The sequence below is a fragment of the Streptomyces sp. NPDC058773 genome (assembly GCF_042746015.1).
GTDB lineage: Bacteria > Actinomycetota > Actinomycetes > Streptomycetales > Streptomycetaceae > Streptomyces.
In genome coordinates, this window is sequence record NZ_JBHYPE010000065.1 from 1 (window position 1) to 24873 (window position 24873).

Below are 24873 nucleotides of genomic sequence, written 5' to 3' on the forward strand. Positions count from 1 at the left end.
GTAAAGCGAAGCAGTCCGGACACCCCCACCCGCGCAGGCCCGTCACCGCACCCAACAGCCCCGCGCAGCGGACCCCGCCCGCCGCAGGCGCAACGACGAGGGCACCGCGAAGCGGGCCACAAACGGCGAAAAACCACCACGGCGGGAAAGCCGAAAACGCGGGAAGCCAAGCCTGTCGGCAGACTGTAGGCGCGTTGTCGGCAGCAGCTGACAACGTGCTGGCATGACGCGACAGACGATATCCACCGGCCGCGGCAACGCCGTAGAGGTGCGCGGTCTGGTCAAGCACTTCGGGGCGGTCAAGGCCGTCGACGGAGTGGACCTGGACGTGAAGGAAGGCACCGTGCTCGGGGTGCTGGGCCCCAACGGTGCCGGCAAGACGACGCTCGTACGCTGCCTGTCCACGCTGCTGGTGCCGGACGCCGGCCGGGCCGTGGTGGCCGGCTTCGACGTGGTGCGCCAGCCGCGCGCGCTGCGCCGCACGATCGGCCTGACCGGGCAGTACGCCTCGGTCGACGAGAAGCTCTCCGGCTGGGAGAACCTCTACATGATCGGGCGGCTGCTCGATCTGTCCCGCAAGGACGCCCGGCGGCGCGCGGACGAGATGCTGGAGCGGTTCTCGCTGACCGAGGCCGCCAAGCGGCCCGCGGCCAAGTACTCGGGCGGGATGCGCCGGCGGCTCGACCTGGCCGCCTCGATGATCGGCCGGCCGGCGGTGCTCTTCCTGGACGAGCCGACCACCGGTCTCGATCCCCGTACCCGTAACGAGGTGTGGGAGGAGGTCCGGCGGATGGTGCGCGACGGTGCGACGGTGCTGCTGACCACGCAGTACATGGAAGAGGCCGAGCAGTTGGCGGACGAGCTGACGGTGGTCGACCGCGGCCGGGTGATCGCCGAGGGGCGGGTCGACGAGCTGAAGGCCAAGGTCGGCGGGCGGACGCTGCAGATCCAGCCGTCGGACGGAAGCGAGCTGGACCGGATGGTCACCGCCATCGAGCAGGCCGGACTGGACGGCATCGCGGGCGCCACCGCTGACCACCACGGGGGTGTGGTCAACGTGCCCGTCATCAGCGACGAGCAGCTGACCGAGGTGGTCGGGCTGCTCAGCCGCCAGGGCCTCACCCTCGCCGGGATCAGCACCCATCTGCCCAGCCTGGACGAGGTGTTCCTGGCCATCACCGGCCAGAAGACCTCCGGGGCCGGCACATCCGAGGACGACATGAAGCAGCAGTACGCGGAGGTATCGGCATGAGTGCGGTGACGATGACGGTGCCGGTCACCGAGCCCGGCGCCGATGAGGGACGGATCGGGCTCCGCGCCAATCTGCGGCACATCGGGGCGCTGGTGCGCCGCAACGCCCTGCAGATCAAGCAGGATCCGGAGTCGATGTTCGATGCCCTGCTGATGCCGGTCATTTTCATCCTGCTGTTCACCTATGTCTTCGGCGGCGCCATCGCCGGCAAGGGCAATCAGGACAAGTACATCCAGCATCTGGTGCCCGGCATGATGGCGATGATGGGCATGAACATCGCCATGGCGGTGGGCACGGGGGTCAACGAGGACTTCCGCAAGGGCGTCATGGACCGCTTCCGGACCATGCCCATCGCCCGGTCCTCGGTCCTGATCGCCAAGATCGTCGTCGAGATCGGCCGGATGCTGATCGCCACCGCGATCCTGCTCGGCATGGGCTTCCTGCTGGGTCTGGAGATCAAGGGCAGCGTCCTCGCCTTCCTCGCCTCGATCGTGCTGTCCACGGTCTTCGGCGCCGCCCTGATGTGGATCTTCATCCTGCTGGGGCTCTCCATGAAGACCCCACAGGCGGTGCAGGGGGTGGCGATGCTGGTGCTGATGCCGCTCCAGTTCGGCTCGTCGATCTTCACACCGACGACGAAGATGCCCGACTGGCTGCGGGGCTTCACGGAGGTCAACCCGCTCTCCAACCTGGCGGACGCGGCCCGCGCGCTGATCAACGGCGAGGGCGCGGTCGCCCACCCGACGCTGGTCACCCTCGGCTGGGCGGTCGCCATCACGGCCGTGACCATGCCGCTCGCGGTGCGGAAGTTCCGTACGAAGACCTGACGCGCGTCCCGCGGGGGGCCTCCCCGCGGGACGGCCTTCGCCCGGCTCGCGTCAGATGAGGGCGGCGGCCTCCTCCAGCGAGAGACCGCCGCCTTCGGCGTGCGCACGGGCATAGGCCGCGTCGCCCAGCAGCGCCCGCGCCGCCGCCTCGGTACGGGCCCGGTCGCGGCGGATGATCCGCGGCGCCGCCTGCCCGGACGTCCACAGGGCGTCGTACGCACCCACCAGACGCGCCGCATCGCGGCCCGCCTGTTCGCCGTGTACCGCCATCAACACCCTTGCGCCGGTGAGCAGTTGCACCACCGGGAGGTCCGGCGCGACCATCTGCGCCAGGGAGACCCGCATCAGCTCCATGGACTGCCGGAAGCGCGTCAGCAGTCCCTCCTGGCGCCCCTCTTCCAGGTCCAGCGAGATCAGCATGGCCTCCAGCATCCCGGCGAACAGGTCCGGGGCGAGCGGGGTGAACATCTCCCGGACCCGCTGGAGTTCCGCCCGTGCCTCCCGGAGACGCCCCGTCACCGACAGCCACATCGCGAGGGTCAGCCGCGCGAACGGCTCGGTGTCCCGCCCGCAGTTGCCCTTCGCGGCATCGACCAGCACCTCGCGCAGCAGCCGCTCACCGGCCTCCTCCTGGCCGTCCTCGATCAGCACCGCGCCCAGCCGGCAGCGCAGCAGCAGGATCTGGCCGTGCGCTCCCAGGTCCTCGGCGTGCACCATCGCCGCCCGGTAGTCGCCCGCCGCCGCCCCGTACGCACCGCGCTTCTCATGGTTCTCGCCGCGCCCCGCCAGCGCCTCCGCCGCGCCCCAGGCATCGCCGAGCCGGCGGAAGAGCCGCAGCGCCTCGTCGGCGTCGCGGGCCGACTGGGCCAGCCCGCCGGGGCGGTCGTTGAAGATCTTGGAGCGCAGCTGGAGGACGTAGGCCAGCTCCCACTCGTAGCCGAAGTCGCGGCAGGCCCGCACCCCGCCGTCGACCAGCTCCGCCAGCTCGTCGAACTGCCCGGTGATCAGCACCGCGTAGTACCACATCACCCCGGGCACCTTGCAGGTCTGCGGCAGACCGGAGCGGTAGGCGGTGAGCATCCCGGCCAGTTCCTCCTGCATCTGCGGGTCGCGCAGCGCCTCGATATCGCTGTCCTGGCTGGCGAGCGCGACCAGCCGCACCTCGCGACGGGCCTCCAGCAGCTGTTCGGGAGACATCGGGGGCGGCTTGTCGATGGGGCGTTCATACAGCTCGGGGGCGGGTTCGACGGGCGTGGCGAAGGGGTTGGGGCCGAGCGCGGCGGCCGCGGTCGCCCAGTGCCGGGCATCGCTGCGGTGGTCGCGCAGCGACCAGAACCACTGGAGGGACAGCACCAGACACAGCGCCTCGTGCTCGTCCCCGGCGGCCAGGGCCCGGCGCAGTGCGGTGCGCAGATTGTCGTGCTCCAGCTCCAGCCGCTCCATGCCGGCCCGCTGGCCGGGCCCGCGCAGCAACGGGTCGGTGGTACGCGCCAGTTCGCGGTAGGCGACGAGATGGCGGCGCTCGGCACCGGCGCGCTCCCCCGCCTCGTCCAGCCGCTCGCCGGCGTACTCCCCCACGGTCTCCAGCAGCCGGTAGCGCATCTGCCCGCCGCCGGCCGCGCGGCCGGTGCCGTCCTCCTGGCCGGCCGGCGCCGCCACCACCAGCGACTTGTCGATCAGCGAGCCGAGCAGCCCGGCCACCTCGCGGCCGTCGACCCCGGCGCCCGCGCAGACCTCTTCCGCGGCGGCCAGATCGCAGCCGCCGGCGAAGACGGACAGCCGCCGCAGCACGGCCCGTTCGGGCTCGTCGGTCAGCTCCCAGGACCAGTCCACGACCGCGCGCAGCGTCTGCTGCCGGGGCAGCAGGGTCCGGCTGCCGCTGGTCAGCAGCCGGAACCGGTCGTCGAGCCGGTCGGCCAGCTGCCGCGGCGCGAGCAACCGCAGCCGGGCGGCGGCGAGTTCGATGGCCAGCGGAAGCCCGTCCAGCCGACGGCAGATCTCGGTGCAGGCCGCCGCGGTCGCCTCGTCGGCATCGACCCGGAAGCCGGGGCGGGCGGCGGCGCCGCGGTCGGCGAGCAGCCGCAGCGCGACGGGGCCGGGCAGCGGCTCCACCGGCCGCAGCACCTCGCCCGGTACGGCCAGCGGTTCCCGGCTGGTGGCCAGCACCGTCACCCCGGGGCAGTCGGCCAGCAGCCGTTCGGCGAGCTCGGCGGCGGCGTCGATCACATGCTCGCAGTTGTCGAGGACGAGCAGCATCCGGCGTCCCGCGCAGTGTTCGGCGAGCCGGGCGAGCGGGTCCAGGGCGGTCGGGTCGGCGGCGGCTCGCAGCCCCTCCGCGGTGGTGCCGCGGACGACGGTCTCGCGGGCGCCGAGCGCGGTGAGCACCGCCTCGGGCACGGTCTGCGGATCGTCCACCGGCGCCAGTTCGGCCAGCCAGACGCCGTGCGGCCAGGCGTCCGGCAGTCCGGCCGCGGCGGTCTCGGCGCCCTCCTGCGCCAGCCGGGTCTTCCCCGCGCCACCGGGACCGAGCAGCGTCACCAGCCGGTGCCCGGCCAGATCGGCCCGGATCGCCGCCAGATCGGCGTCCCGCCCGACGAAGGAGGTGAGCCGGGCCCGGAGATTGCCGGGGCGGGAGCGGGCGGGGCCGGGCGTGAGGGTGGCGGTGGCGTACGGCGTGCCGGCGGGGTGCGGGGCGGAGGGGGCGTACGGCGCGTCGGAGCCGTACGGGGTGGGTGTCGGCGGGCCGGGTGTCGGGGCCGGCCGCGGCGGGGGCACGGGTGCCGGCGGACGAAGCAACTCCGCGTGCAGGGTGCGCAGTTCCGGGCCCGGGTCGGCGCCGAGGCGTTCGGCGAGGCCGACGCGTATCTCCTCGTAGGCCGCCAGGGCCTCGGCCGTGCGGCCGGCGGCACGCAGCGCCTTCAGCCGGAGGGCCTGGAGGGGCTCGTCGAGGGGGTGCTCCGCGCTCAGCGCGAGGAGGGTGGGCAGCGCCTGGGCGGCCCGGCCGAGGGCGAGATCGGCGGCGAGGCGGGTGCACTGGGCGTCCAGCCGGCGGCGCTCGGCGCGGGCCGCCCAGGCGCCCGCGTCCGGGAGGTCGGCGAGGGCCGGGCCGCGCCAGAGCGCCAGGGCGTCATCGAGCAGGGCGGCGGCACGGGCCGGGTCCGCGGCGGCCAGCGCACGGGCGCCCTCCGCCGCGAGCCGTTCGAAGCGGTGCAGATCGATGGCGTCGGGCTCGGCGCACAGCCGGTAGCCGCCGTCCACCGAGGCGATCGCGGTGTGCCCCAGGGCGCGGCGCAGCCGGCCGACCAGGGCCTGCAGCGCGCCGGCCGCGTCGGCGGGCGGCTCCGCGCCCCAGATGTCACCGATCAGCAACTCCGGGGTCAGCGCCCGGCCGGGGCGCAGCGCGAGGGCGGTGAGCAGCGCGCGCAGACGTGCGCCACCGACGGCGACGGGGGTGCCGTCGGCCCGGCCGGCCTGGGTGGTGCCGAGAATTCCGTAATGCACCGGCCCATTGTCGTGCAAGGGGGAACCCGCAGCTATCGCGTTTCGTTTCCGGGGCACGGGCTCCGGAGGAGGGGCCCCGCGGAGGAACGGGTTCCGCCGGGACCGTGCGCCGCGCGCCCTGTCGCGGTTACGGTCATGGCTGCCCTTCACCAGACCCCGGGAGCCCGCACCATGACCACAGCAATCCGGCGCGCCGACCGGCGCGTCAGCCCGGTCTTCCTCGCGCTCGTCGCCGTCATGGCGGTGTCGGGATGGGCCGTGTGGCGCGGGGTGCTCGGGGAGTACACCGGCGTCGCGGTGTTCTGCTTCGTGGTGTCCGGCTGGGTGGTCTCACTGTGTCTGCACGAGTACGCCCATGCCCGCACCGCGCTGCACAGCGGCGACATCTCGGTGGAGGCGAAGGGCTATCTGACGCTGAACCCGCTGAAGTACACCCATGCGCTGCTCAGCATCGTGCTGCCGGTGATCTTCGTGATCATGGGCGGGATCGGGCTGCCGGGCGGTGCGGTGTTCATCGAGCGCGGCCGGATCAGGGGCCGCTGGCGGCACAGCCTGATCTCGGCGGCCGGTCCGCTGACGAACATCCTGTTCGCGGCGGTGTGCACGGCGCCGTTCTGGCTGCACGCGCTGTCCGGCGTCCCGGAGGTGTTCCGTTACGCGCTGGCCTTCCTGGCGCTGCTCCAGGTGACCGCGGCGATCCTGAACTTCCTGCCGGTGCCGGGGCTGGACGGCTACGGCGTGATCGAGCCGTGGCTGTCCCGGAAGCTGCGGCGGCAGGTGGAGCCGTTCGCGCCGTTCGGACTGCTGGCGGTCTTCGTCTTCCTGTGGGTACCGGAGGTCAACCGGGTGTTCTTCGACCTGGTCGACGCGGTCCTGCGCGGGCTGGGCGTGCCGGGGCTGGAGACCTACCTCGGGCAGGAGTACTTCCGCTTCTGGCAGGGCGAGCCGCAGCTGCCGCAGAGCGGCGGTCTGTTCTGAGGCGCGGGCGGCCCGGGAGCGGGCCCGGGGAGCGAGGGGTTGAGGCCGGGGCTGAGACGCGGGGGTGAGACCGGCGTCAGCCGGCCGCCCCGGCCTGCTCGGCCTTCGCCTTGCGTACGTAGAACCACGCCATGTTGCTGGAGATGCCCGCCAGCAGAATCCAGACGACGCCGACGAAGCTGCCCTCCACGAAGGCGACGACGGCCGCGGCGACGGACAGGACGCACACCGCGACGGCCATCAGGGCGAGGCGCCGGGCCGGGCCGGACGGGGGCAAGAGGGACATGGGGGCGGCTCCTGTCGGGAGTGGTCGGACCTCCCCAGTGTCCCCCATGCCCGCGCCCGCCCCGGCCCCGGGCCTCAGACGTCCGTGATTCGCAGGCCCGCGTGCGCCTTGTAGCGCCGGTTGACCGAGATCAGGTTGGCGACCAGCGACTCGACCTGGTGGGCGTTGCGCAGCCGGCCGGCGAAGACGCCGCGCATCCCGGGGATACGGGCGGCCAGCGCCTGCACGGCGTCGGTGTCGGCGCGGGACTCGCCGAGCACCATCACATCGGTGTCGATCCGCTCGACCTCCGGGTCCTGCAGCAGCACCGCGGACAGATGGTGGAAGGCGGCGGTGACCCGGGCCCCGGGCAGCAGGGCGGCGGCCTGCTCGGCGGCGCTGCCCTCCTCCGGCTTGAGGGCATAGGCGCCCTTCTTGTCGAAGCCGAGCGGGTTGACGCAGTCGATCACGAGCTTGCCGTCCAGCTCGTCGACGAGCGCCCGCAGGGTCTTGGCATGGCCCTCCCAGGGCACCGCGATGATCACGACATCGCTGCGCCGGGCGCACTCGGCGTTCTCCGCGCCCTCGATGCCCAGGCCGAGTTCCGCGGCGGCGGTCTCCGCGCGCTCGGCGGCCCGGGAGCCGATGATCACCTTCTGGCCGGCCCTGGCCAGGCGGTAGGCCAGACCGCGGCCCTGGTCGCCGGTGCCGCCGAGGACGCCGACCACCAGGCCGGAGACGTCCGGGAGGTCCCAGGGGTCGCGCTGGAGAGCGGCCTTCGCGCGGGTCGCGGCGTTCGGGGACCGGGAAGCGTCAGGAGTAGTCATGACAGTGATGGTGTCACGCCCACCCGCCGAACCGGTCATGCCCTCGACAGCGATCCGGGCCACATCGTCACGCCGTCACACCAACCACCGCAGCCCGGCCCCTCTCACGCCTTCACACTGCCCTCCGTCAGCCCCGTGCGCCAGTACCGCTGGAGCACCGTCATCAGCACCATCAGCGGCACCACGGACAGGAACGCGCCGCCCACCGTGTACTGGTAGAGCACCGGTTGGCGGTCGGCGTAGCCGGTCCAGGAGGTCAGGCCCAGCTGGATCGGATAGAGGCCGGAGTCCGAGAGCATCACCAGCGGCAGGAAGTAGTTGTTCCAGATGTGCACGAACTGGAAGAGGAAGACGGTGACCAGCGCCGGGGTCATCAGCCGCAGCCCGAGGCCGGCGAAGATCCGGGCCTCGCCCGCGCCGTCGATCCGGGCCGCCTCCAGCAGCGAGTCGGGGACCGCGGCGGCCGCGTAGATCCGGCACAGATAGACGCCGAACGGGCTGACCACGCTGGGGATCAGCACCGCCCAGCAGGTGTTGGCCAGGCCCATCGCGCTGAAGAGGAAGTAGAGCGGCAGGGCCAGCGCCGTGCCGGGGATCAGCACCCCGGCGAGCACCACGTTGAAGAGCGCCTCCCGGCCGCGGAACGGGAATTTCGCCAGCGCGTAGCCGGCCGCGGCGGACAGCAGGGTGGCGCAGACCGCCCCGGCCCCGGCGTAGAAAAGGGAGTTGGCGAACCAGCGGGCGTAGATGCCGTGGTCATAGGTGAGGACGTCGACGAGGTACTCGACGGGGTGCGGGTGGTCGGAGAACCAGAAGCCGAAGGTGCCGAAGAGGTCGGCGCTGTTCTTGGTGGCGGAGACGGCCAGCCAGTAGACGGGCACCAGGAAGTAGAGCGCGGCGACGGTCAGCAGCGCCGCGGTGATGATCCGGTAGCGGACCGGGGGCCGGTTCGTCCGCCCTCTCATCCGCCCTCCTCGGCTCGGCCGCCGACCAGCCGCAGGAAGCCGAAGGACAGCACGCACGCCACCAGCGCGAGCAGCACCGCCTCGGCCGCCGCCGTATGCGGGTTGTTGCCGACGAACGCCTCGCTGTAGGCGTGCAGGTTGGGAGTGAAACCGGAGTCGATGGAGGAGGCCAGCGGGCGCAGAACCATGGGTTCGGCGAACAGCTGGAGGGTGCCGATGATGCTGAAGACGGCGGTGAGCACCAGTGCCGGCCGGATCAGCGGGAGCTTGAGGTGCCGGGCGACCTGCCAGGCGTTCGCCCCGTCGATCCGGGCCGCCTCGTACAACTCCCCCGGTACGGACTTGAGCTGGGCGATCAGCACCAGCATGTTGTAGCCGGTGAACTGCCAGGTCACGATGTTGGCGAGGGACCACAGGACGGTGCCGCGGGAGAGGAGGTCGAGGTCCCAGCCCAGCGAACCGGCGATCTTCACCAGCGGGCTGATGCCCGGTACGTACAGGAAGCCCCACAGGATCGAGGCGATCACGCCGGGCACGCCGTACGGCAGGAAGAAGGCGCTGCGGAAGAAGGGGACGCCGCGGGCGCTCGCGCTCTCCAGGAGCAGCGCCAGGGCGGTGGCGAGCGCGATCATCAGCGGGATCTGGACGGCGCCGAAGAGCAGCACCCGGCCGAAGCCGGTCAGGAAACGGTCGTCGGCGAGCACTCGGGCGTAGTTGGCGAGGCCGGCGAAGACCTCTTGTTCCCGGCCGCCGAGGCCGAGCGGGCCGGTCCGTTCGGTGGTGAACAGGCTCTGGTGGAGGGCGTAGCCGATCGGGGCGAGGAAGCAGAGGCCGAAGAGGGCGAAGAACGGCAGGACGAAGACGGCCGCGGCGCGGGCGTTGCGGGCCTCGGTGCGGGAGACGCGGCGCCGGGGCCCGCGGGTGCCCCGGCGGGCCGGGCGCGGGGTGACCGGCCCCGGCCGGCTCAGGGGGTCCCGGCTCAGCACCTCCCGGTTCATCCGCTCTCCACCTTCAGCCCTTTGCCCTTCAGATCGCCGAGCGTCTGGCGCTGCACCTTGGTCAGCACCGCGCGGAAGGAGCTGCCGTCGGCGAGCGCGTCGGTGAAGGCGTCGCCGAGCCGCTGGTAGAGGGTGTCCACGCCGGGCCCCCACCGCCAGCTGGTGTCGACATGCGCACCGGCGTCCGCGAAGACCTTGCTGTACGCCTGGCCGCCGAAGAAGCCCTTGTCGACGTCGAGGGCGGTGGTGGCGTAGCCCTCCTTGGCGCTGGGGAAGCCGTAGCCGCCGTCGATGAGCAGTGCGATCGACTCCGGGGCGGTGTTGAGCCAGACGGCGAAGTCCAGGGCGTCCTTGGGGTAGCGGGCCTTGGCGAAGACGGCGGTGGTCGAGCCGCCCCAGTTGGCGAAGGCCGCCTCGCCCGCCTTCCACTGCGGCAGCGGTGCGGCCCGCCACTTGCCCTTGGTGCCCGGTGCGTTGCCGGCCAGGAGGGCGTCGCCCCAGCTGGCGCCCACCCAGGAGGCGATGGCGCCGGTCTGCAGGTCCTTGTACCAGGCGTTCTGCCGGTCCGGGATGGTCTTGACGAGCTTCCGCCGGACCAGGGACTCCCAGTAGTCGGCGACCCGGCGGGTGGGTTCGTCGTCGAGGCGCACGATCCAGGTGTCGCCGTGCGTGGTGTACCAGGTGGCACCGGCCTGCCAGGCGAGACCGGCGAACCGGTTGCCGTTGGTGGGCGCGAAGGTCTCGATCCACGCGCCCTTCCTGCGGACCGTCTTGGCGGCGGTCTCGTACTCGTCCCAGGTACGCGGGGCCGGGACATCCCACCTCTCGAAGAGGTCCCGGCGGAGGAACAGGCCCATCGGTCCGGAGGCCTGCGGAATGGCGTAGACGCTCTTGCCGAAGACGGACTGCTGCCACTGCCAGCCGACGAACTTGCCCTTGTGACGGGCGGCGCCGAGCGGGGCGAGGTCCAGCAGCCCGTTGTCGAGCAGGAAGCTGGGCACGACCGGGAACTCGATCTGCCCGAGGTCGGGCGGGTTGCCGGCCTTGATGGCGGCGTGCATCTTCGCGTACTGCTGGCCGTTGACCGCCGAGACCTTCTCGACCTTGACCTGGACGTCCGGGTTCCTGCGGTTCCACAGGTCGACGGGCTTGTCGATGCCCGGCACCCAGGACCAGAAGGTCAGGGTGATCCTCTGCCCCTTCTTGCGTTCCTCGGGCGCCCGGCCGTCGTCACCGTCTCCGCAGCCGGCGAGCGCGAAGCCGGCGGCGAGGGCGGCCGCCCCGCCCAGGACCGATCTGCGGTGCATGGCGTTGCTGGTCATGTCGGCTCCTCCACGGGGACGCGGCGGACGGGGGGCGCCGGACGGACGATGAGCGTCGGGCACCCGGTGACGTCGCCCGCGCCGCGGAGCGGTCCGGCGCGGTCGCGGGCGGGACGGGCGGGGTCGCGGCGGTGCGGTGCGCTCCGGGGGCGGCCGGGGTCCGTGGGCCGTGCGGGGAGGCGTTCGGTGGTGGCGGAGCGGACGGCCGGGGAGGCGCGGCCCGCGGTCCCGGCCCGGTACGGCACTGCACTCGCGTACGCCATGGGTCACCCCCAACGGGCAAGGACGTAGGATGTCCCTTGTCCTGCCGCGACCATAGGGAGCGCCCAACTGGCCGTCAAGACGGCCCACATGACGCCTTTTCGGGCGGGCGACCACCGGCCCGACACCGGGTGACATCCCGGTGAACGAGCGCGCTCCCCGCCGCACCGGTGCCGTACGGACCCGCCCTACGGCGCACCCCCGCCCCCGTCACCTCACTGCTCGGCCAGCCGGCGCCGGATACCGTCGAAGTGCCGGTGTATCGCCTCCACGGCCCGGTCACCGTCGCCCGCCTCCAACGCCGCCACGATTTCCTGGTGCTGACGATGAGTCACTACCGGGTCGGGCACATCGTCGGAGAGGTCGTCCCGCACCCGGCGCAGCGCCGCCCAGAACGCGTCCAGCACCTCACTCAGCAGATGGTTGCCCAGCGAGCGGTAGAGCGCCTGGTGGAAGGCCCGGTCGGTGGCGCTCTGCACCTGTCCGCCGCGCGCCTCCTCCGCCATCCGCTGCACCAGCGCCTTGAGGACGGCGAGGTCCTCGGCGGGCAGGCTGCGGGCAACGGCGCCGATCAGGCCCGCCTCCAGCGCCTCACGGACCTCCATCAGCTCGTACAGGCTCGATTCGCCCTGCTGGTGGCGGACCGCGGCCCGGAAGGCGACGCCCTCGACGAACGGTTCGAGGGTGAGCGGGCCGACGTAGGTGCCGAAGCCGTGCCGGATCTCCACGATCCGCATGGCCTGCAGCGCCTTGAGCGCCTCGCGCACCGAGTTGCGGCTGACATCGAGCAGGGCGACCAACTCGGCCTCGGTGGGCAGCGGATCACCCGGTGTCAGTCGGCCGTCCAGGATCAACTGCTTGATCTGGGCCTGCACATCCTCGGACATCGTCCCTCGGGCCATGGAATCTCCCTCTCCCGCCGCTGCCGCGCCGCCGGCCCGCCGCCACCTGCCCCGCCGAGCCCGCGGATCCTTGACCGACCGCCTGTGAACAGGTCTATTGTGCTCGACATAGGACATCCCATGTCCTGTCCGATCGGAGCTCGGAGCCCTCATGGCACTGCCCGCCCCCCTGCACGGCGTCATCCCGCCGGTCTGCACCCCGCTCGGCCCGCGCGGCGAGATCGACACCGCCTCCCTGACCCGCCTGGTCGACCACCTCGTCGACGGCGGTGTGCACGGCCTGTTCGCCCTCGGCTCCACCAGCGAGGCCGCGTACCTCACCGACGCCCAGCGCGGCACCGCCCTGGAAGCGGTCCTCAAGGCCGCGGACGGCCGGGTCCCGGTGCTCGCCGGGGTCATCGACACCACCACCCCGCGGGTGCTCGACCACGCCCGGACCGCCGCCGCTCTCGGCGCCGATGCCCTGGTCGCCACCGCGCCCTTCTACACCCGCACCCACCCTCGGGAGATCGCCGCCCACTTCCGCCACCTCCGCACGGCCGTGGACCTCCCCCTCTTCGCCTACGACATCCCCGTCGCCGTACACAGCAAGCTGTCCCCGTCGCTGGTGCGGGAGCTGGCCGCGGACGGCACCCTCGCCGGGCTCAAGGACAGCAGCGGCGACGAGGGCGCACTGCGCCGGCTGCTCACCGCACTCGGCGGCCGCACCGGCCGCCGCACCGGCCCCGCCCCCGGCTTCTCGGTCCTCACGGGCTCCGAACTGACGGTGGACGCCGCCCTGCTGGCGGGCGCCGACGGCGTCGTCCCCGGCCTCGGCAATATCGACCCGGCGGCCTATGTACGCCTCTACGACGCCGCCCGGTGCGGCGACTGGGAGCGGGCCGCCGCCGAACAGGAACGCCTGGTGGACCTGTTCTCCCTGGTCGACGCCGGCCCGGAGGACGAGATGGGCCGCAGCTCCTCCGCCCTGGGCGCGTTCAAGGCGGCCCTCCACCTCCTCGGCGTGATCGACCGCGGCGCCACCGCCTTCCCCCAGCGCCCACTGAGCGAGGAGTCCGTGGCGGAGGTGGGACGTCGGCTCACGGCGGCCGGGCTGCAGCCTGTCCGGTAGCGGCGGGGCGGCCGAGGGCCGTCCCCGCCGCCTCCCGCCTCCCGCCTCCCGCCTCCCGTACGAGTGACCCCCGCAGAAACCCCGCACGGTCGGCCCCACGCTGCGGCAGGATGCCGGGCCATGGATGCCGTACGGGTCGCCCTGCTGCGTGAAGTGCTCGCCGGGACCGAGTGGGTGCAGGCCACCCGCCGCTTCGCGGGGACGCTGCGCGGTGCCGTCGCGCCGCACGGGGGCGGGCTGCTGCTGGTGGGCTGCGCCGCGTACGAGCCCTGGCATCTGGCCGCGCATCTGGACGACGAGGCCGCCTGGTCCGGCCTGCCCGAGCTGTCGCCGACCCTGGTGCGCCACCGCGTTCCCGGTGGGGCGCCGGCCCATCTGGCGGCGGGGCTCGGCCGCTTGGCGGTGTCCGGGCGCGGCGAGACGCTGCTGGTCGTGACGCCGGAGCGGCCGGGTGCCGAACTGCTGGAGCGGGTGCATGACGCCCGCCGGAACGGTGCGACGGTGCTCGCCCTGGACAGCGGCGACCGCGATCTGCATGCGCTGGCCCATGACGCGCTCGCCGCGCCCCCGCCCGCCGAGGCGGCCGGGGCGTCGCCGGACCTCGACCTGGACACCGTCCAGCATCTGGTGAGCGCGGCAGCCGGGGAGAACAGCCTGCCCGCGCCCCGCCGCCCCCGCCGCTTCCGCGACCGGCTGGCCCGCCTGGCGGACGAACTGACCGCCCCGCCGCCACCTCGCTGGTAGCCGGGCCGGGACACCCGCCCCCGCGACGGGGGCCGGGCGCCGGCTCACACCACCCGGCTCAAGATCCTCGGCTCAGGACCCGCGGCTCACGGCTCACGGCCGCAGCAGCCCCCGCCGGTCCCCCGCTACTCGACCTCGCCGCCGCTCTTGCCCTTGCCCGCGTCCATGTCATGCCACTTCGGGTCGGTCTCCCACTCCAGGTTCCGCTCCCGGGCGGTCTCCATGGCGTGCGCCGCCTCCTCGCGGGTGGTGTACGGGCCGAAGCGGTCGGCGGCGCGGCACTCGGGCCCCTCTTCGACCGTCTGGTGCTTGAGGCAGTAGTACCACTCGCCCGGCTTGCCGACCGTACGCCTCTTGAACAGCGCCATTGCCGCCTCCTGTGGATGTTCGGTGCCACCATCCTGCCCGACGGCCCGCGGATACACTCGCTGACATGTCTGGCCAGTCGCTTCTTGTCCCGGGGAAGATCTCCCCCACCCGCCCCGTCCCCGCCTCGATCCGGCGCCCCGAGTACGTCGGGAAGGACGCGCCCACCCCTTACACGGGGCCCGAGGTGCAGGACGCCGAAACGATCGAGAAGATGCGGATCGCCGGCCGGATCGCCGCGCAGGCGATGGCGGAGGCCGCCAAGCTGATCGAGCCGGGCGTGACCACCGATGAACTGGACCGGGTCGCCCATGAGTTCATGTGCGATCACGGCGCCTATCCGTCCACGCTCGGCTACCGCGGCTTCCCCAAGTCGCTGTGCTCCTCGCTCAACGAGGTCATCTGCCACGGCATCCCGGACTCGACCGTCCTCCAGGACGGCGACATCGTGAACCTGGACGTCACCGCGTACATCAACGGGGTGCACGGCGACAACAACGCCACCTACCTGTGCGGCGACGTGGACGAGGAGTCCACGCTGCTGGTCGAGCGGACCCGGGAGGCGCTCAACCGCGCGATCAAGGCCGTCAAGCCGGGCCGGCAGATCAACATCATCGGCCGGGTCATCGAGTCGTACGCCAAGCGCTTCGGCTACGGGGTGGTCCGTGACTTCACCGGTCACGGGATCAACTCCTCCTTCCACTCCGGCCTGATCGTTCCGCACTACGACAGCCCGCACCACACCACCGACATCAAGCCCGGTATGACCTTCACGATCGAGCCGATGCTGACGCTGGGGTCCTACGACTACGACATGTGGGAGGACGGCTGGACGGTGGTCACCAAGGACCGCAAGCGGACCGCGCAGTTCGAGCACACGCTGGTGGTCACGGACTCCGGGGCGGAGATCCTCACGCTGCCCTGACGGAGCGCGGGCGCGATGGAGCGCGGGCCCGACGGGAGCGGGGACACTTTTTACCGACAGTGCGTCGGGAACAGGGGTAGGCTCGTTACCGACAGGGCGTCGGGAACGGGCAACCCTGAGCTCCGGCGGCTCGGCGGAGCCGGCCCGTTCCCGTCCTCCCCCAAGCTCTCGAATCCGAGCAGGGGGACCCCACCCTCGGCCCCCGGGAGGTCCGTCTTGGAAGCGTCCAGCCCGACCCCGCCCGCCCCGCCCGCGCCGTTCTCGACGGTGATCCGTACCGCCTCCCATGAGCAGCACACGGAGGCCGAGAACTCCTCGTTCATGAGCGATCTGCTCGGCGGGCGGCTCGGCGTCCGGGCCTACCGGCGCTACACCGAGCAGCTGTGGTTCGTCTACCGCGCGCTGGAGGGCGCCTCCGGGCCGCTCGCCGACGATCCGGTCGCGGGCCCCTTCCTGCGCCCGGAGCTGGCCCGCACCCCCGAGCTGGAGCGCGACCTCGCCCATCTCGGCGGGCCGTCCTGGCGCAGTGGCCTGGCCCCCCTGCCGGCCACCGCCGCCTACGCGGACCGGGTGGCGGCCTGCGCCCGTGACTGGCCGGCCGGCTTCGTCGCCCACCACTACACCCGCTACCTCGGCGACCTCTCCGGCGGCCAGATCATCCGCGGCACCGCGGAGAAGACCTGGGGCTTCGCCCGCAAGGGCGACGGGGTGCGCTTCTACGTCTTCGAGCACATCCTCAACCCCGCCGCCTTCAAGCGGGAGTACCGGGAGCTGCTGGATGCGCTGCCCGTGGACGACCTGGAGAAACAGCGGGTGGTGGAGGAGTGCCGGCGCGCCTTCCGGCTGAACAGTGCGGTCTTCCGGGAGCTGGGCGAGCAGTTCCCGCTGAGCGCGTAGCCCCTCACCGCCCGCCGCGCCTCCGCCCCTCATCCGCCGCGCCGAACGCTGCGGCAACTGACCCGGCATGCCTGCCCGTTGAGACCCTCCCGGCCGACGGGCTCACCGTCCGGCGCCACCGGCCGGCGGGCTCACCCTCCGGCCGGACGCGGCACACCCGTCCCCCCACGGCGATCGTGCCGTCGGGATACGTACGGGTGAGGATGCGGGAGCCGGCGCCCTGGTGGATGTCGAGCGGGCGGCCCAGCTCATGGGTGAGCAGCATGGCGGCGGCGCCGGTGGCCTCGTCCTCGGCGATGCCGTCGCCGCGGCGCGGGAACCCCCGGGCGCGGACCACGCCCGCGGTCTCGTCCTGCCAGGCCCAGGCGTAGAGCCAGCCCTCCCCCGGCGGTGGCGCGGGCAGCGCGTCGACCTCGGCGACCGTGGCGTAGCGCCGGGTCGTCCGGGCGGGCACCCACTCCGGGCGCCCGCGCACCCAGGTGAGGTCACCGTCGAAGTCGACCGCCACCTCACCGGCGTCCGGGCGCAGGGTGCGCGGCGGCCGGCCCAGGCTCCGCAGCAGCCAGGCCATGCCGATCAGCGGGTGGCCGGCGAACGGCAGCCGGACGCCGGGGGTGTGGATGTCCACCGTGCCGCGCTCGGCGTCGTCGAGGAAGACGGTCTCGCTGAAGCCGAGCCGGGCCGCGAGCGCGGCACGGTCCCCGGTACCGGGGAAGGCGGCCCCGTCGCGGACCACGCCCAGCGCATTGCCGCCGGTCCCGTCCGGTCCGCAGAAAACGCGCAGTACATCAAGATCGGTCATTCGGACAGTGAACAGGAGGGCGGGAAGGAGGGCCGGGTGGCGGGGTGGCGGAGAAGCGATGCGGGCCGCGGAGGGCCGAATTCCGGTGGTCATGGACCGCCGTCGAGGACGCCCCTTACCTTGACCGGCCCATGGCGGTTCCGTAACCGGGCGCCGGTCAATCCGTAATCGGGCCGTTGTCCATGAGAGCGGGATCACTCGACAGGCGGGGCAGAAATAGGTAAGCCTCAGATAAGTTAGGCCCGCCTTAGTGGCGAGCCAGGCCACTGTCTATCGTTCCGTACGTCGTTTCCGTACATCCGAGCCCGCTTGGAGCCCCGTATGCGCGCCCTCCGTCCCTCCGCTGTCGCCGCCGTCGCCGCGGTCGCGGCCGTCACCGCCGTCTCCGGCTGCGCCGCGAAGAACGACGGAAAAGAGGGCGGCGGCAAAGGCACGATCGAGGTGACCGCGACCGACAGCAGCTGTGAGCTGTCCGCCAAGGAGTTCCCCGCCGGGCATGTCCGGTTCGCGGTGCAGAACAAAGGCTCCAAGGTCACCGAGGTGTACATCTACGCGCCCGGCGACCGGATCGTGACCGAGCGGGAGAACATCGGCCCGGGCACCCGTACGGAGATCACCGCCGAGATCAAGGCCGGTTCGTACGAAATCGCCTGCAAGCCGGGCATGAAGGGCGACGGCATCCGCCAGAAGGTGACCGCCGGCGGCAAGGGCGCGAGCACCAAGCGCGACCCCAAGCTGGACGCCGCGGTCACCGCGTACCGCAAGTACGTCCAGGAGCAGGCCGACCAGACCCTCCCGGCGGCGCAGAAGTTCGCCGACGCGGTCAAGGACGGCGATGTCGAGACCGCCAAGAAGACCTACGCCCTCTCGCGGGTCGGCTGGGAGCGCACCGAGCCGGTCGCGGAGTCGTTCGGTGACATCGACCCCAAGGTCGATGTGCGCGCCGACGGCCTGGAGAAGGGCCAGAAGTGGACCGGCTGGCACAAGCTGGAGAAGTCCCTGTGGGAGGAGAAGAAGATCTCCGGGGACGACAAGAAGCTCGCCGACCAGCTGATCACCGACCTGAAGGACTGGCAGAAGCGGGTCGGCAAGGCCGAGATCACCCCGACCAGCATGGCCAACGGCGCCAAGGAACTGCTGGACGAGGTCGCCACCGGCAAGGTCACCGGTGAGGAAGAGCGCTACAGCCACACCGACCTGCTCGACTTCCACGCCAATGTCGAGGGTGCCGAGAAGGCCTACGAGCTGCTCAAGCCGGTCGTCGCCAAGAACGACCCGGCGCTGGCCAAGGAGCTGGACAAGCAGTTCAAGGCGATCGGCGGGCTGCTCGACGAGCACCGCGACGACAAGTCGGCCGACGGCTTCGCCTCGTACGACACGGTCGACAAGGGCGAGCGCAAGAAGCTCTCCGACGGGGTCAACTCGCTGGCCGAGCCGCTGTCCAAGCTGGCCGCCGCCGTAGCCACCGCTAAGTAGTCCGCCGCCAGGCAAGGGGACACGATGACGCACGACGACGGAACGTCCACCGGAAACGGCGCCACCACCGAGGGCGGCGCCGAGAGCGGCGCCGCCGCGCAGACCGCGGGCGGGCGCACACCGTCCCGCCGGGCGCTGCTCGGCTGGGGCGGCGCGGGCCTGGCCCTCGGCGCGGTCGCGACCGGCGGCACGGCGGCGGCGCTGCGCACCGGCGGCGACGCCCAGCCGGCCGGTGCCGACGCGACCGCGGGCTCCGCGGTCGCCTTCCACGGAAAGCACCAGTCGGGGATCGCCTCCGCGGTCCAGGACCGGCTGCACTTCGCCTCGTTCGATGTCACCACCGAGGACCGCGACGAGCTGATCGCGCTGCTCAAGGAGTGGACGAAGGCCGCGGCGCGGATGCAGGCCGGGGAGGCGGTCGGTGACGGCGCGGTCGGCGGGCTGGCGGAGGCGCCGCCGGACGACACCGGCGAGGCGCTGGGGCTGCCGCCGTCGCGCCTGACCCTCACCTTCGGCATCGGCCCCTCGCTGTTCGAGAAGGACGGCAAGGACCGGTTCGGCCTCAAGGCGCGGCGCCCCGAGGCGCTGATCGATCTGCCGCAGTTCCCGGGCGACAACCTCGACAAGGCGCGCAGCGGCGGTGACTTGTGCGTCCAGGCCTGTGCGGACGATCCGCAGGTCGCGGTGCACGCGATCCGCAACCTCGCCCGTATCGGCTTCGGCAAGGTCGCGATCCGCTGGTCGCAGCTGGGCTTCGGCAAGACGTCCTCGACGACGCCGGACGCGCAGACGCCGCGCAACATGTTCGGCTTCAAGGACGGCACCCACAACCTCGCGGGCACCGACACCGCCGCGCTCGACAAGCACGTCTGGGTCGCGGACGGCGACGCGAAGGGCAAGGAGAGCTGGATGGCCGGCGGCTCCTACCTGGTCGCCCGCCGGATCCGGATGCACATCGAGACCTGGGACCGCACCTCGCTCCAGGAGCAGGAGGACATCTTCGGCCGCAACAAGGGCGAGGGTGCACCGGTCGGCAAGAAGAACGAGCGGGACACCCCGCATCTGAAGTCGATGCTGCCGACCGCGCATGTCCGCCTGGCGCATCCGGACTCCAACGGCGGGGTGCGGATCCTGCGCCGCGGCTACTCCTTCACCGACGGTACCGACGGCCTGGGCCGGCTGGACGCGGGGCTGTTCTTCCTCGCCTACCAGCGGGACGTGCGCCAGGGCTTCGTCCCGCTGCAGAAGCGACTGGCGGCCAACGACGCGCTCAACGAATACATCCAGCACGTGGGTTCAGCGGTCTTCGCGGTGCCGCCGGGCGTCCGGAACGCGGACGACTGGTGGGGCCGGGCGCTGTTCGCCTGATCCACCGTGCCACCGTCGGCGCGGTGGAGACCGTCGCCGACTCCATGAAGGAAGGGAAGGAACCGACGTGTTCGGCAACTACCTGATCGGTCTGCGCGAGGGCCTGGAAGCCAGCCTCGTGGTCTGCATTCTCATCGCCTACCTGGTCAAAACCGGGAGGCGGGAGGCGCTGCGTCCGGTCTGGCTCGGTATCGCACTCGCCGTGGTGCTGTCGTTCGCGTTCGGTGCGGCGCTGCAGTTCGGGTCGCAGACGCTGACGTTCGAGGCCCAGGAGGCGCTCGGCGGTTCGCTGTCGGTCATCGCCGTGGGCCTGGTGACGTGGATGGTCTTCTGGATGCGGCGCACCGCGCGGCATCTGAAGCGGGAGCTGCACGGCAAGCTGGACGCGGCGCTGCAGATGGGCACCGTGGCGCTGGTGGTGACGGCGTTCCTGTCGGTGGGCCGCGAAGGCCTGGAGACCGCGCTGTTCGTCTGGACCGCCGCGCAGTCCGCGAACGACGGGGTGCGGCCGCTGATCGGGGCGCTGTTGGGCCTGCTCACCTCCGTCCTGCTGGGCTGGCTGTTCTACCGCGGTGCGGTACGGATCAACCTGGCGAAGTTCTTCACCTGGACCGGCGGCATGCTGGTGGTGGTCGCGGCGGGCGTGCTGGCGTACGGCTTCCACGATCTGCAGGAGGCGGACATCCTTCCGGGGCTCTCCTCCCAGGCGTTCGACATCAGCGCGCAGATTCCGGCCGACAGCTGGTACGGGACGCTGCTGAAGGGCGTGTTCAACTTCCAGCCGGACCCGACCGTCCTTCAGGTCACGGTGTGGGCTCTGTATCTGATCCCCACGCTGTTGTTCTTCTTCGCCCCCGGTAGGGTTGCGCCGAATCGTGCCACCCCGGCGGCCGCCCCGTCCGCCCCGGTCGCCCCGAAGGAGCCCGAGCCCCATGACACGCAGGTCGCCGTTCCGGGTGCCCGTAACACTGACGTCGGTGACGGCGGCGCTGGTGATACTGAGCGGGTGCATGACGGTGCACGGCGAGAGGGAGATGCTGCCGGCGGTGTCGGAGGCTGACGGCACCAAGGCCCTCACCCGCTTCACCGACGGCTTCAACAAGGCCTACCGGCAGCTCGATCCGAAGCTGAACCCCTCCTTCGAGGCCGGTGCGCTGCTCGCCATCGACCAGGCCGGGATAAAGGCGGCGCACGCCCTCCGGCCGCAGGGCAACCCGGACTTCCCGGCGCTGGCGTTCCAGAAGCCGCACTTCACCGTCCCCAAGCAGGCGGGCTGGCCGAAGTACTTCATCGCGGACGCGCTCAGCAACCGCAAGGACGCCAGTGGCCACCCCACCCGCTGGTTCCTGGTGTTCAGCCGCGACGACATCGACGAGAAGTGGCGCGCGGTGTACTTCGCGCAGTTCAAGGACAACAAGGCGCCGGAGCTGGAGACGAAGGGCGGCTTCGCGGAGGCGGTGCCGCTCGGCTCCGGGTCCGGGCTGACGGTGGCTCCCGGCACGCTGAGCCGGTCCTACGCGGACTATCTCAACACCGGCAAGGGCAGCGTCTTCGCGCCCGGTCCACAGACCGACGGCTGGCGGGAACGGCGCGCCAAGGAGTCCCGGAGGGTCGGCTCGCGCATCCAGTGGCAGGACTCCCCCTCGGAGCATCCGCCGGTGGCGCTGCGGACGACGGACGGCGGTGCCCTGGTGTTCTTCTCGACCGTCTACCACCAGCAGCAGACGATGTTCGCGGGGGCGACGATCCGGGTGCCGGAAGAACTGCGCGGCCTGGTGGTGGGACCGGAGAAGAAGACCAACCGGATGGCCTTCACCACGGTCTCCTCGCAGGCGGTCAAGGTACCGGCCAAGGGCTCCGGCGAGAAGGTCACCGTGCTGAACCGGCGGGAGGGCAAGACGTCGGTGGAGCCGCTGTAGCGGCGCCGCGGCCGGAACGGGCCGGGCCGGGCCGTAATAGAACGGAGAAGGGCCGTCCGGGGTGATCCGGGCGGCCCTTCGGTGTGCGTGCGGTCGATGTGCGTACGGCGGGTGGGTGTGGCCGGTGCCCCTGTGGCCGGTGTGCCCGAGGCCGGTGTCGTGCCGTACGGAGTGACCGGGCGACGGTGCGCGGGGCCGGTCAGCGGCCGATCGGCCAGGCGTGCGCCTCGTGGTGGTGCGGCTCGCGGTCGTTGAACTCCGCGCAGGCGTCGGTGAGCGACTCCAGCAGGGTCAGCGGGTCGGGCAGCGGCAGCTCGGGGCCGCGCAGCCAGGTCACCGCGGGCTGGTCGGCGGGCAGGGTCGAGGGCGGCAGCAGCACATAGCTGCCGCGGCAGTGCCAGCGCAGCCCCGGGTGCTCGTCCATGGTCTCGGGGTGGCAGTCCAGCTCGCAGGGCCACCACTCGTCCTCGTCGTCCGGGGTGCCGCGGGTGGCGGTGAAGAAGAGCATCCGGCCGTCGCCGAAGCCGGCGCCGCTGAGGGTGATCGGCCCGACGTCGATGCCCGCCGCGTCCAGCCGTCCCAGGGCACTGCGGCCCGCCTCGACGGGGACGTCCAGGACGTCATGGGTGATACCGGTGGCGGTGATGAAGTTGGCCTGCGGGAGGGTGCGGACCCAGGCGGCGACCTTGTCGCGGTCGGTGGTGGCGACGGTCTGCCAGCCGAAGGAGACGGGGTGCCGGCCGGGGGTGGGACACCCGATGCGTTCACAGGAACAGCCGTAGCCGGAGGGGTGCGCGGCCGGAGCCACCGGGAAACCCGCGTCGGCCGCCGCCAGCAGCAGGTCCTCGCGGCTGCGCGCAGCCGCTGATCCCGTGTCCGTATCGCCGCCGTCCGATCCGCTCTTCGGCCGGCGCAGCCACTGGGAGAACCTGCTCTTGCGTTCCATCTATCCCCTCACTTCGAGCGGTGGTCTGGGATCAATGCTGCCACCATCCTGCGCCTCGGGTGACCGGTGTGCGGATCCGGGGTGAACGAAGGGCGGGTGAATACCGGCAATTCGGGGCATCGGCGGCACGCCGGCGCTGCCGCCACCCCGCCCGTGGCCGGTTCAGTCGCGCGGGCGCAGTCCGCACAGCACCTGCTCGACCAGGGTGTCGACGTAGTCGTAGGTCAGTTCGCCGGTGCGCATCAGCCAGCGCTGTGAGAAGGGACTCAGCAGCATCTCGACGGCGATCCGCACATCGACACCGGCGGCGACCTCGCCCGCCTCCTGCGCCGCACGCAGTCGCTCGATGTAGACCTGGGTGCCGGGCTCCAGCAGCCGGGCGACGAAGGTGCGGGAGAGCTCCTCGTCGTTGGCGCCGGCCGCCGCGAGGGCACGGTAGGGGGCCTGGAACGCCGGGTCGTTGAACTCGTCGGCGGTCGCGCGCAGCACGGTTTTCAGGTCCGCGGCCAGGTCCCCGGTGTCGGGCAGGCCCAGCTCGGAGTAGTCGTCGACGCCCGCGGTGAAGGCGTCCAGCAGCACGGCCGCCTTGGAGGGCCACCAGCGGTAGATCGTCTGCTTGCCGACTCCGGCCCGGGAGGCGATGCCTTCGATCGTGAGCCTGTCGTAGCCGGTCTCGCCGACGAGGGCGAGGGCGGCGTCGAAGATCGCGCGGCGGGAGCGTTCGCTGCGGCGGGAGGAGTCGGGGGCTGCTTTGTTGGCCATGGCGCGGAGTCTAGCGAGGGAGAGGCGAGACGTATCGTCTTGACGAGACGCTCCGTCTCATGGATAGTCGTAGCCAGCGAGACGGTGCGTCTCGGTAAGCCGAGGAAGGGGATTCCCATGAGCAAGGGAAATGCGGGCGGGATGCTGGGCGTCGGCGGGACCCGGAACAAGCTCTCGCGGGGTGCACTGCGCGGCGGCGGGGGCATCGGCCGCGGTGGCCGGGGGCGGTCCGGGACGGACCGGCGCGGGGAGTTGCTGCGCAAGTTCCAGGAGCGGACGCGGAAGGAGTGAGCGTCCGGGGGCCGCGAGCATCCGGGCGCCGTGAGCGGCCCGGCGGGTGGACCGGCCCCGTGGCGGTCCGGCGGGGGTGACCGGCCCCCGGGGCCCGGCGGGGGGTGCGCCGCCGGCCACCCGAACGGTGCACGGGCCGGGGCGCGGGGGCTGTGCGCGGAGGACGATTTGGGGGCGGGTACGGGATTGCGTACCCGCCCCCAGTGCGACCACCGTGCGGAGCCCTCCTTGCGTATCTCCCGGCGCTGCGCCACCCCCCGGCGCTATCTGATGTGCCCGCCCACGTACTTCCGGGTCAGCTACTCCATCAACCCCTGGATGAACCCGGACAAGCCCGTGGATCTCGGGCTCGCCCACGCCCAGTGGGAGGACCTGCGCGACCGCTACCGGGCGCTCGGCCACACCGTCGAGGAGCTGCCGCCGCACCCCGGCTTCCCCGACATGGTCTTCGCCGCCAACGGCGCCACCGTCGTGGACGGCCGGGTGCTCGGCGCGCGGTTCGCCTTCGCCGAACGGCACGGCGAGGCCGCGGTGCACGCCGCGTGGTACCGCGACCACGGGTTCACCGCGGTGCGGGAGCCGCAGCACGTCAACGAGGGCGAGGGCGACTTCGCGGTCACCGCGTCCTGGCTGCTGGCCGGCCGCGGCTTCCGCAGCAGCCCGCTGTCCCACGCGGAGGCCCAGGAGTACTTCGCCCGCCCGGTGATCGGCCTCGACCTCGTCGACCCCCGCTACTACCACCTCGACACGGCGCTGTGCGTGCTCGACCCCGGCGACGGGGAGCCGGGCGGCTCGGCGGAGGTCATGTACTACCCCGGCGCGTTCTCCGCCGGGAGCCGGGCGGTGCTGGCGCGGCTGTTCCCCGACGCGCTGATCGCCGGCCCGGCCGACGCGGCGGCGTTCGGGCTGAACGCGGTGTCCGACGGGCGGCATGTGCTGCTGCCGCAGGCGGCGGTGGGGCTCTTCGAACCGCTGCGGGAGCGGGGGTACGAGCCGGTCGGGATGGATCTGACGGAGTTGCTCAAGGGGGGTGGGAGTGTGAAGTGCGTTTCGGCGGAGTTGCGGCCGGGGTGACTTCCCACGTAGTTGGCTTTCCCGCCGTGTCGCCCCGGCCGGGGCTTCCCACGTACCTGGCCTTCCCGCCGTGGTGGGTGTTTCGCCTTCGGCG

Annotated in this window: 24 protein-coding genes; 13 read left to right on the forward strand and 11 right to left on the reverse strand. The window is 72.3% G+C overall.

Features of this window, described 5'->3' with window-relative positions:
• The first annotated feature begins 223 nt into the window (after window positions 1–223).
• Window positions 224–1252, forward strand: a complete 1029-nt coding sequence (locus ACFW5B_RS32855; RefSeq protein ID WP_386447899.1) for an ATP-binding cassette domain-containing protein — start codon at window positions 224–226, stop codon at window positions 1250–1252.
• Window positions 1249–2079 (forward strand): ABC transporter permease, encoded by an 831-nt coding sequence (locus ACFW5B_RS32860; protein WP_386447902.1) that lies wholly within the window; start codon window positions 1249–1251, stop codon window positions 2077–2079. The genes ACFW5B_RS32855 and ACFW5B_RS32860 overlap by 4 nt, the downstream gene beginning before the upstream one ends.
• 51 nt (window positions 2080–2130) lie before the next feature.
• Here the strand turns inward: ACFW5B_RS32860 and ACFW5B_RS32865 are convergent, their stop codons facing one another.
• Entirely contained in the window at window positions 2131–5580 is a 3450-nt protein-coding gene (locus tag ACFW5B_RS32865; protein WP_386447905.1) for a BTAD domain-containing putative transcriptional regulator, read from the reverse strand.
• Between the two features lie 171 nt (window positions 5581–5751).
• Between ACFW5B_RS32865 and ACFW5B_RS32870 the strand changes: the two genes are divergently transcribed.
• On the forward strand, window positions 5752–6558 hold the full coding sequence (locus tag ACFW5B_RS32870; RefSeq protein ID WP_386447908.1) for a site-2 protease family protein: 807 nt from the start codon (window positions 5752–5754) through the stop codon (window positions 6556–6558).
• Between the two features lie 76 nt (window positions 6559–6634).
• Here ACFW5B_RS32870 and ACFW5B_RS32875 read toward each other — a convergent pair whose 3' ends face one another.
• The 6 genes from ACFW5B_RS32875 to ACFW5B_RS32900 form a co-directional block, all read right to left on the reverse strand.
• The gene (locus tag ACFW5B_RS32875; RefSeq protein ID WP_386447910.1) at window positions 6635–6844 is read right to left on the reverse strand and encodes a hypothetical protein; all 210 of its coding nucleotides are present in this window, start codon (window positions 6842–6844) and stop codon (window positions 6635–6637) included.
• A 74-nt stretch (window positions 6845–6918) separates the two neighbouring features.
• Window positions 6919–7650: an NADPH-dependent F420 reductase gene (gene npdG, locus ACFW5B_RS32880; RefSeq protein ID WP_386447912.1), complete on the reverse strand. Its 732-nt coding sequence runs from the start codon at window positions 7648–7650 to the stop codon at window positions 6919–6921.
• Between the two features lie 104 nt (window positions 7651–7754).
• Entirely contained in the window at window positions 7755–8615 is an 861-nt protein-coding gene (locus ACFW5B_RS32885; RefSeq protein ID WP_386447915.1) for a carbohydrate ABC transporter permease, read from the reverse strand.
• Window positions 8612–9613 (reverse strand): carbohydrate ABC transporter permease, encoded by a 1002-nt coding sequence (locus ACFW5B_RS32890; RefSeq protein ID WP_386447917.1) that lies wholly within the window; start codon window positions 9611–9613, stop codon window positions 8612–8614. Before ACFW5B_RS32890 ends, ACFW5B_RS32885 begins: the two co-directional genes overlap by 4 nt.
• Complete coding sequence (locus ACFW5B_RS32895) at window positions 9610–10935, reverse strand: ABC transporter substrate-binding protein (protein WP_386447919.1); 1326 nt, start codon at window positions 10933–10935, stop codon at window positions 9610–9612. The genes ACFW5B_RS32890 and ACFW5B_RS32895 overlap by 4 nt, the downstream gene beginning before the upstream one ends.
• Window positions 10936–11411: 476 nt before the next feature.
• On the reverse strand, window positions 11412–12098 hold the full coding sequence (locus ACFW5B_RS32900) for a FadR/GntR family transcriptional regulator (protein WP_386447922.1): 687 nt from the start codon (window positions 12096–12098) through the stop codon (window positions 11412–11414).
• Window positions 12099–12249: 151 nt separating this feature from the next.
• Here ACFW5B_RS32900 and ACFW5B_RS32905 point away from each other — a divergent pair, with 151 nt between their 5' ends.
• Together ACFW5B_RS32905 and ACFW5B_RS32910 are read left to right on the forward strand one after the other, a co-directional pair.
• A complete protein-coding gene (locus tag ACFW5B_RS32905; RefSeq protein WP_386447925.1) occupies window positions 12250–13209 on the forward strand; it encodes a dihydrodipicolinate synthase family protein in 960 nt (319 codons plus the stop codon).
• 120 nt (window positions 13210–13329) lie between these two features.
• Window positions 13330–13953: a hypothetical protein gene (locus tag ACFW5B_RS32910; protein ID WP_386447927.1), complete on the forward strand. Its 624-nt coding sequence runs from the start codon at window positions 13330–13332 to the stop codon at window positions 13951–13953.
• 125 nt (window positions 13954–14078) lie between these two features.
• Here the strand turns inward: ACFW5B_RS32910 and ACFW5B_RS32915 are convergent, their stop codons facing one another.
• Entirely contained in the window at window positions 14079–14321 is a 243-nt protein-coding gene (locus ACFW5B_RS32915) for a hypothetical protein (RefSeq protein WP_386447930.1), read from the reverse strand.
• A gap of 65 nt (window positions 14322–14386) precedes the next feature.
• Here ACFW5B_RS32915 and map point away from each other — a divergent pair, with 65 nt between their 5' ends.
• The gene (map, locus tag ACFW5B_RS32920) at window positions 14387–15244 is read left to right on the forward strand and encodes a type I methionyl aminopeptidase (protein ID WP_386447932.1); all 858 of its coding nucleotides are present in this window, start codon (window positions 14387–14389) and stop codon (window positions 15242–15244) included.
• Window positions 15245–15460: 216 nt separating this feature from the next.
• Window positions 15461–16141, forward strand: coding sequence for a heme oxygenase (biliverdin-producing) (locus tag ACFW5B_RS32925; RefSeq protein ID WP_386447935.1), 681 nt, complete (start codon window positions 15461–15463; stop codon window positions 16139–16141).
• Window positions 16142–16145: 4 nt separating this feature from the next.
• Here ACFW5B_RS32925 and ACFW5B_RS32930 read toward each other — a convergent pair whose 3' ends face one another.
• Window positions 16146–16943 (reverse strand): PhzF family phenazine biosynthesis protein, encoded by a 798-nt coding sequence (locus ACFW5B_RS32930; protein WP_386447938.1) that lies wholly within the window; start codon window positions 16941–16943, stop codon window positions 16146–16148.
• A gap of 321 nt (window positions 16944–17264) precedes the next feature.
• On the opposite strand from ACFW5B_RS32930, the gene efeO reads away from it, so the two are divergent.
• From efeO to ACFW5B_RS32950, 4 genes are all read left to right on the forward strand, one after another.
• Window positions 17265–18419 carry an iron uptake system protein EfeO gene (efeO, locus tag ACFW5B_RS32935; RefSeq protein ID WP_386447941.1) on the forward strand — a complete coding sequence of 385 codons (1155 nt, stop codon included), beginning with the start codon at window positions 17265–17267 and terminating at the stop codon, window positions 18417–18419.
• A 24-nt stretch (window positions 18420–18443) separates the two neighbouring features.
• The gene (gene efeB, locus ACFW5B_RS32940) at window positions 18444–19787 is read left to right on the forward strand and encodes an iron uptake transporter deferrochelatase/peroxidase subunit (RefSeq protein ID WP_386447944.1); all 1344 of its coding nucleotides are present in this window, start codon (window positions 18444–18446) and stop codon (window positions 19785–19787) included.
• A gap of 67 nt (window positions 19788–19854) precedes the next feature.
• Window positions 19855–20847 (forward strand): iron uptake transporter permease EfeU, encoded by a 993-nt coding sequence (efeU, locus tag ACFW5B_RS32945; protein WP_386447947.1) that lies wholly within the window; start codon window positions 19855–19857, stop codon window positions 20845–20847.
• Window positions 20834–21706 (forward strand): hypothetical protein, encoded by an 873-nt coding sequence (locus tag ACFW5B_RS32950; RefSeq protein ID WP_386447951.1) that lies wholly within the window; start codon window positions 20834–20836, stop codon window positions 21704–21706. Before efeU ends, ACFW5B_RS32950 begins: the two co-directional genes overlap by 14 nt.
• Window positions 21707–21905: 199 nt before the next feature.
• Here the strand turns inward: ACFW5B_RS32950 and ACFW5B_RS32955 are convergent, their stop codons facing one another.
• Both ACFW5B_RS32955 and ACFW5B_RS32960 read right to left on the reverse strand, forming a co-directional pair.
• Entirely contained in the window at window positions 21906–22652 is a 747-nt protein-coding gene (locus ACFW5B_RS32955; RefSeq protein WP_386447953.1) for a bifunctional DNA primase/polymerase, read from the reverse strand.
• A 162-nt stretch (window positions 22653–22814) separates the two neighbouring features.
• Window positions 22815–23414: a TetR/AcrR family transcriptional regulator gene (locus ACFW5B_RS32960; RefSeq protein WP_386447956.1), complete on the reverse strand. Its 600-nt coding sequence runs from the start codon at window positions 23412–23414 to the stop codon at window positions 22815–22817.
• Between the two features lie 117 nt (window positions 23415–23531).
• Between ACFW5B_RS32960 and ACFW5B_RS32965 the strand changes: the two genes are divergently transcribed.
• Both ACFW5B_RS32965 and ddaH read left to right on the forward strand, forming a co-directional pair.
• A complete protein-coding gene (locus ACFW5B_RS32965) occupies window positions 23532–23705 on the forward strand; it encodes a DUF6243 family protein (protein ID WP_386447958.1) in 174 nt (57 codons plus the stop codon).
• A 228-nt stretch (window positions 23706–23933) separates the two neighbouring features.
• Window positions 23934–24779, forward strand: coding sequence for a dimethylargininase (gene ddaH / locus ACFW5B_RS32970; RefSeq protein ID WP_386447961.1), 846 nt, complete (start codon window positions 23934–23936; stop codon window positions 24777–24779).
• The last annotated feature ends 94 nt before the right edge of the window (window positions 24780–24873 follow it).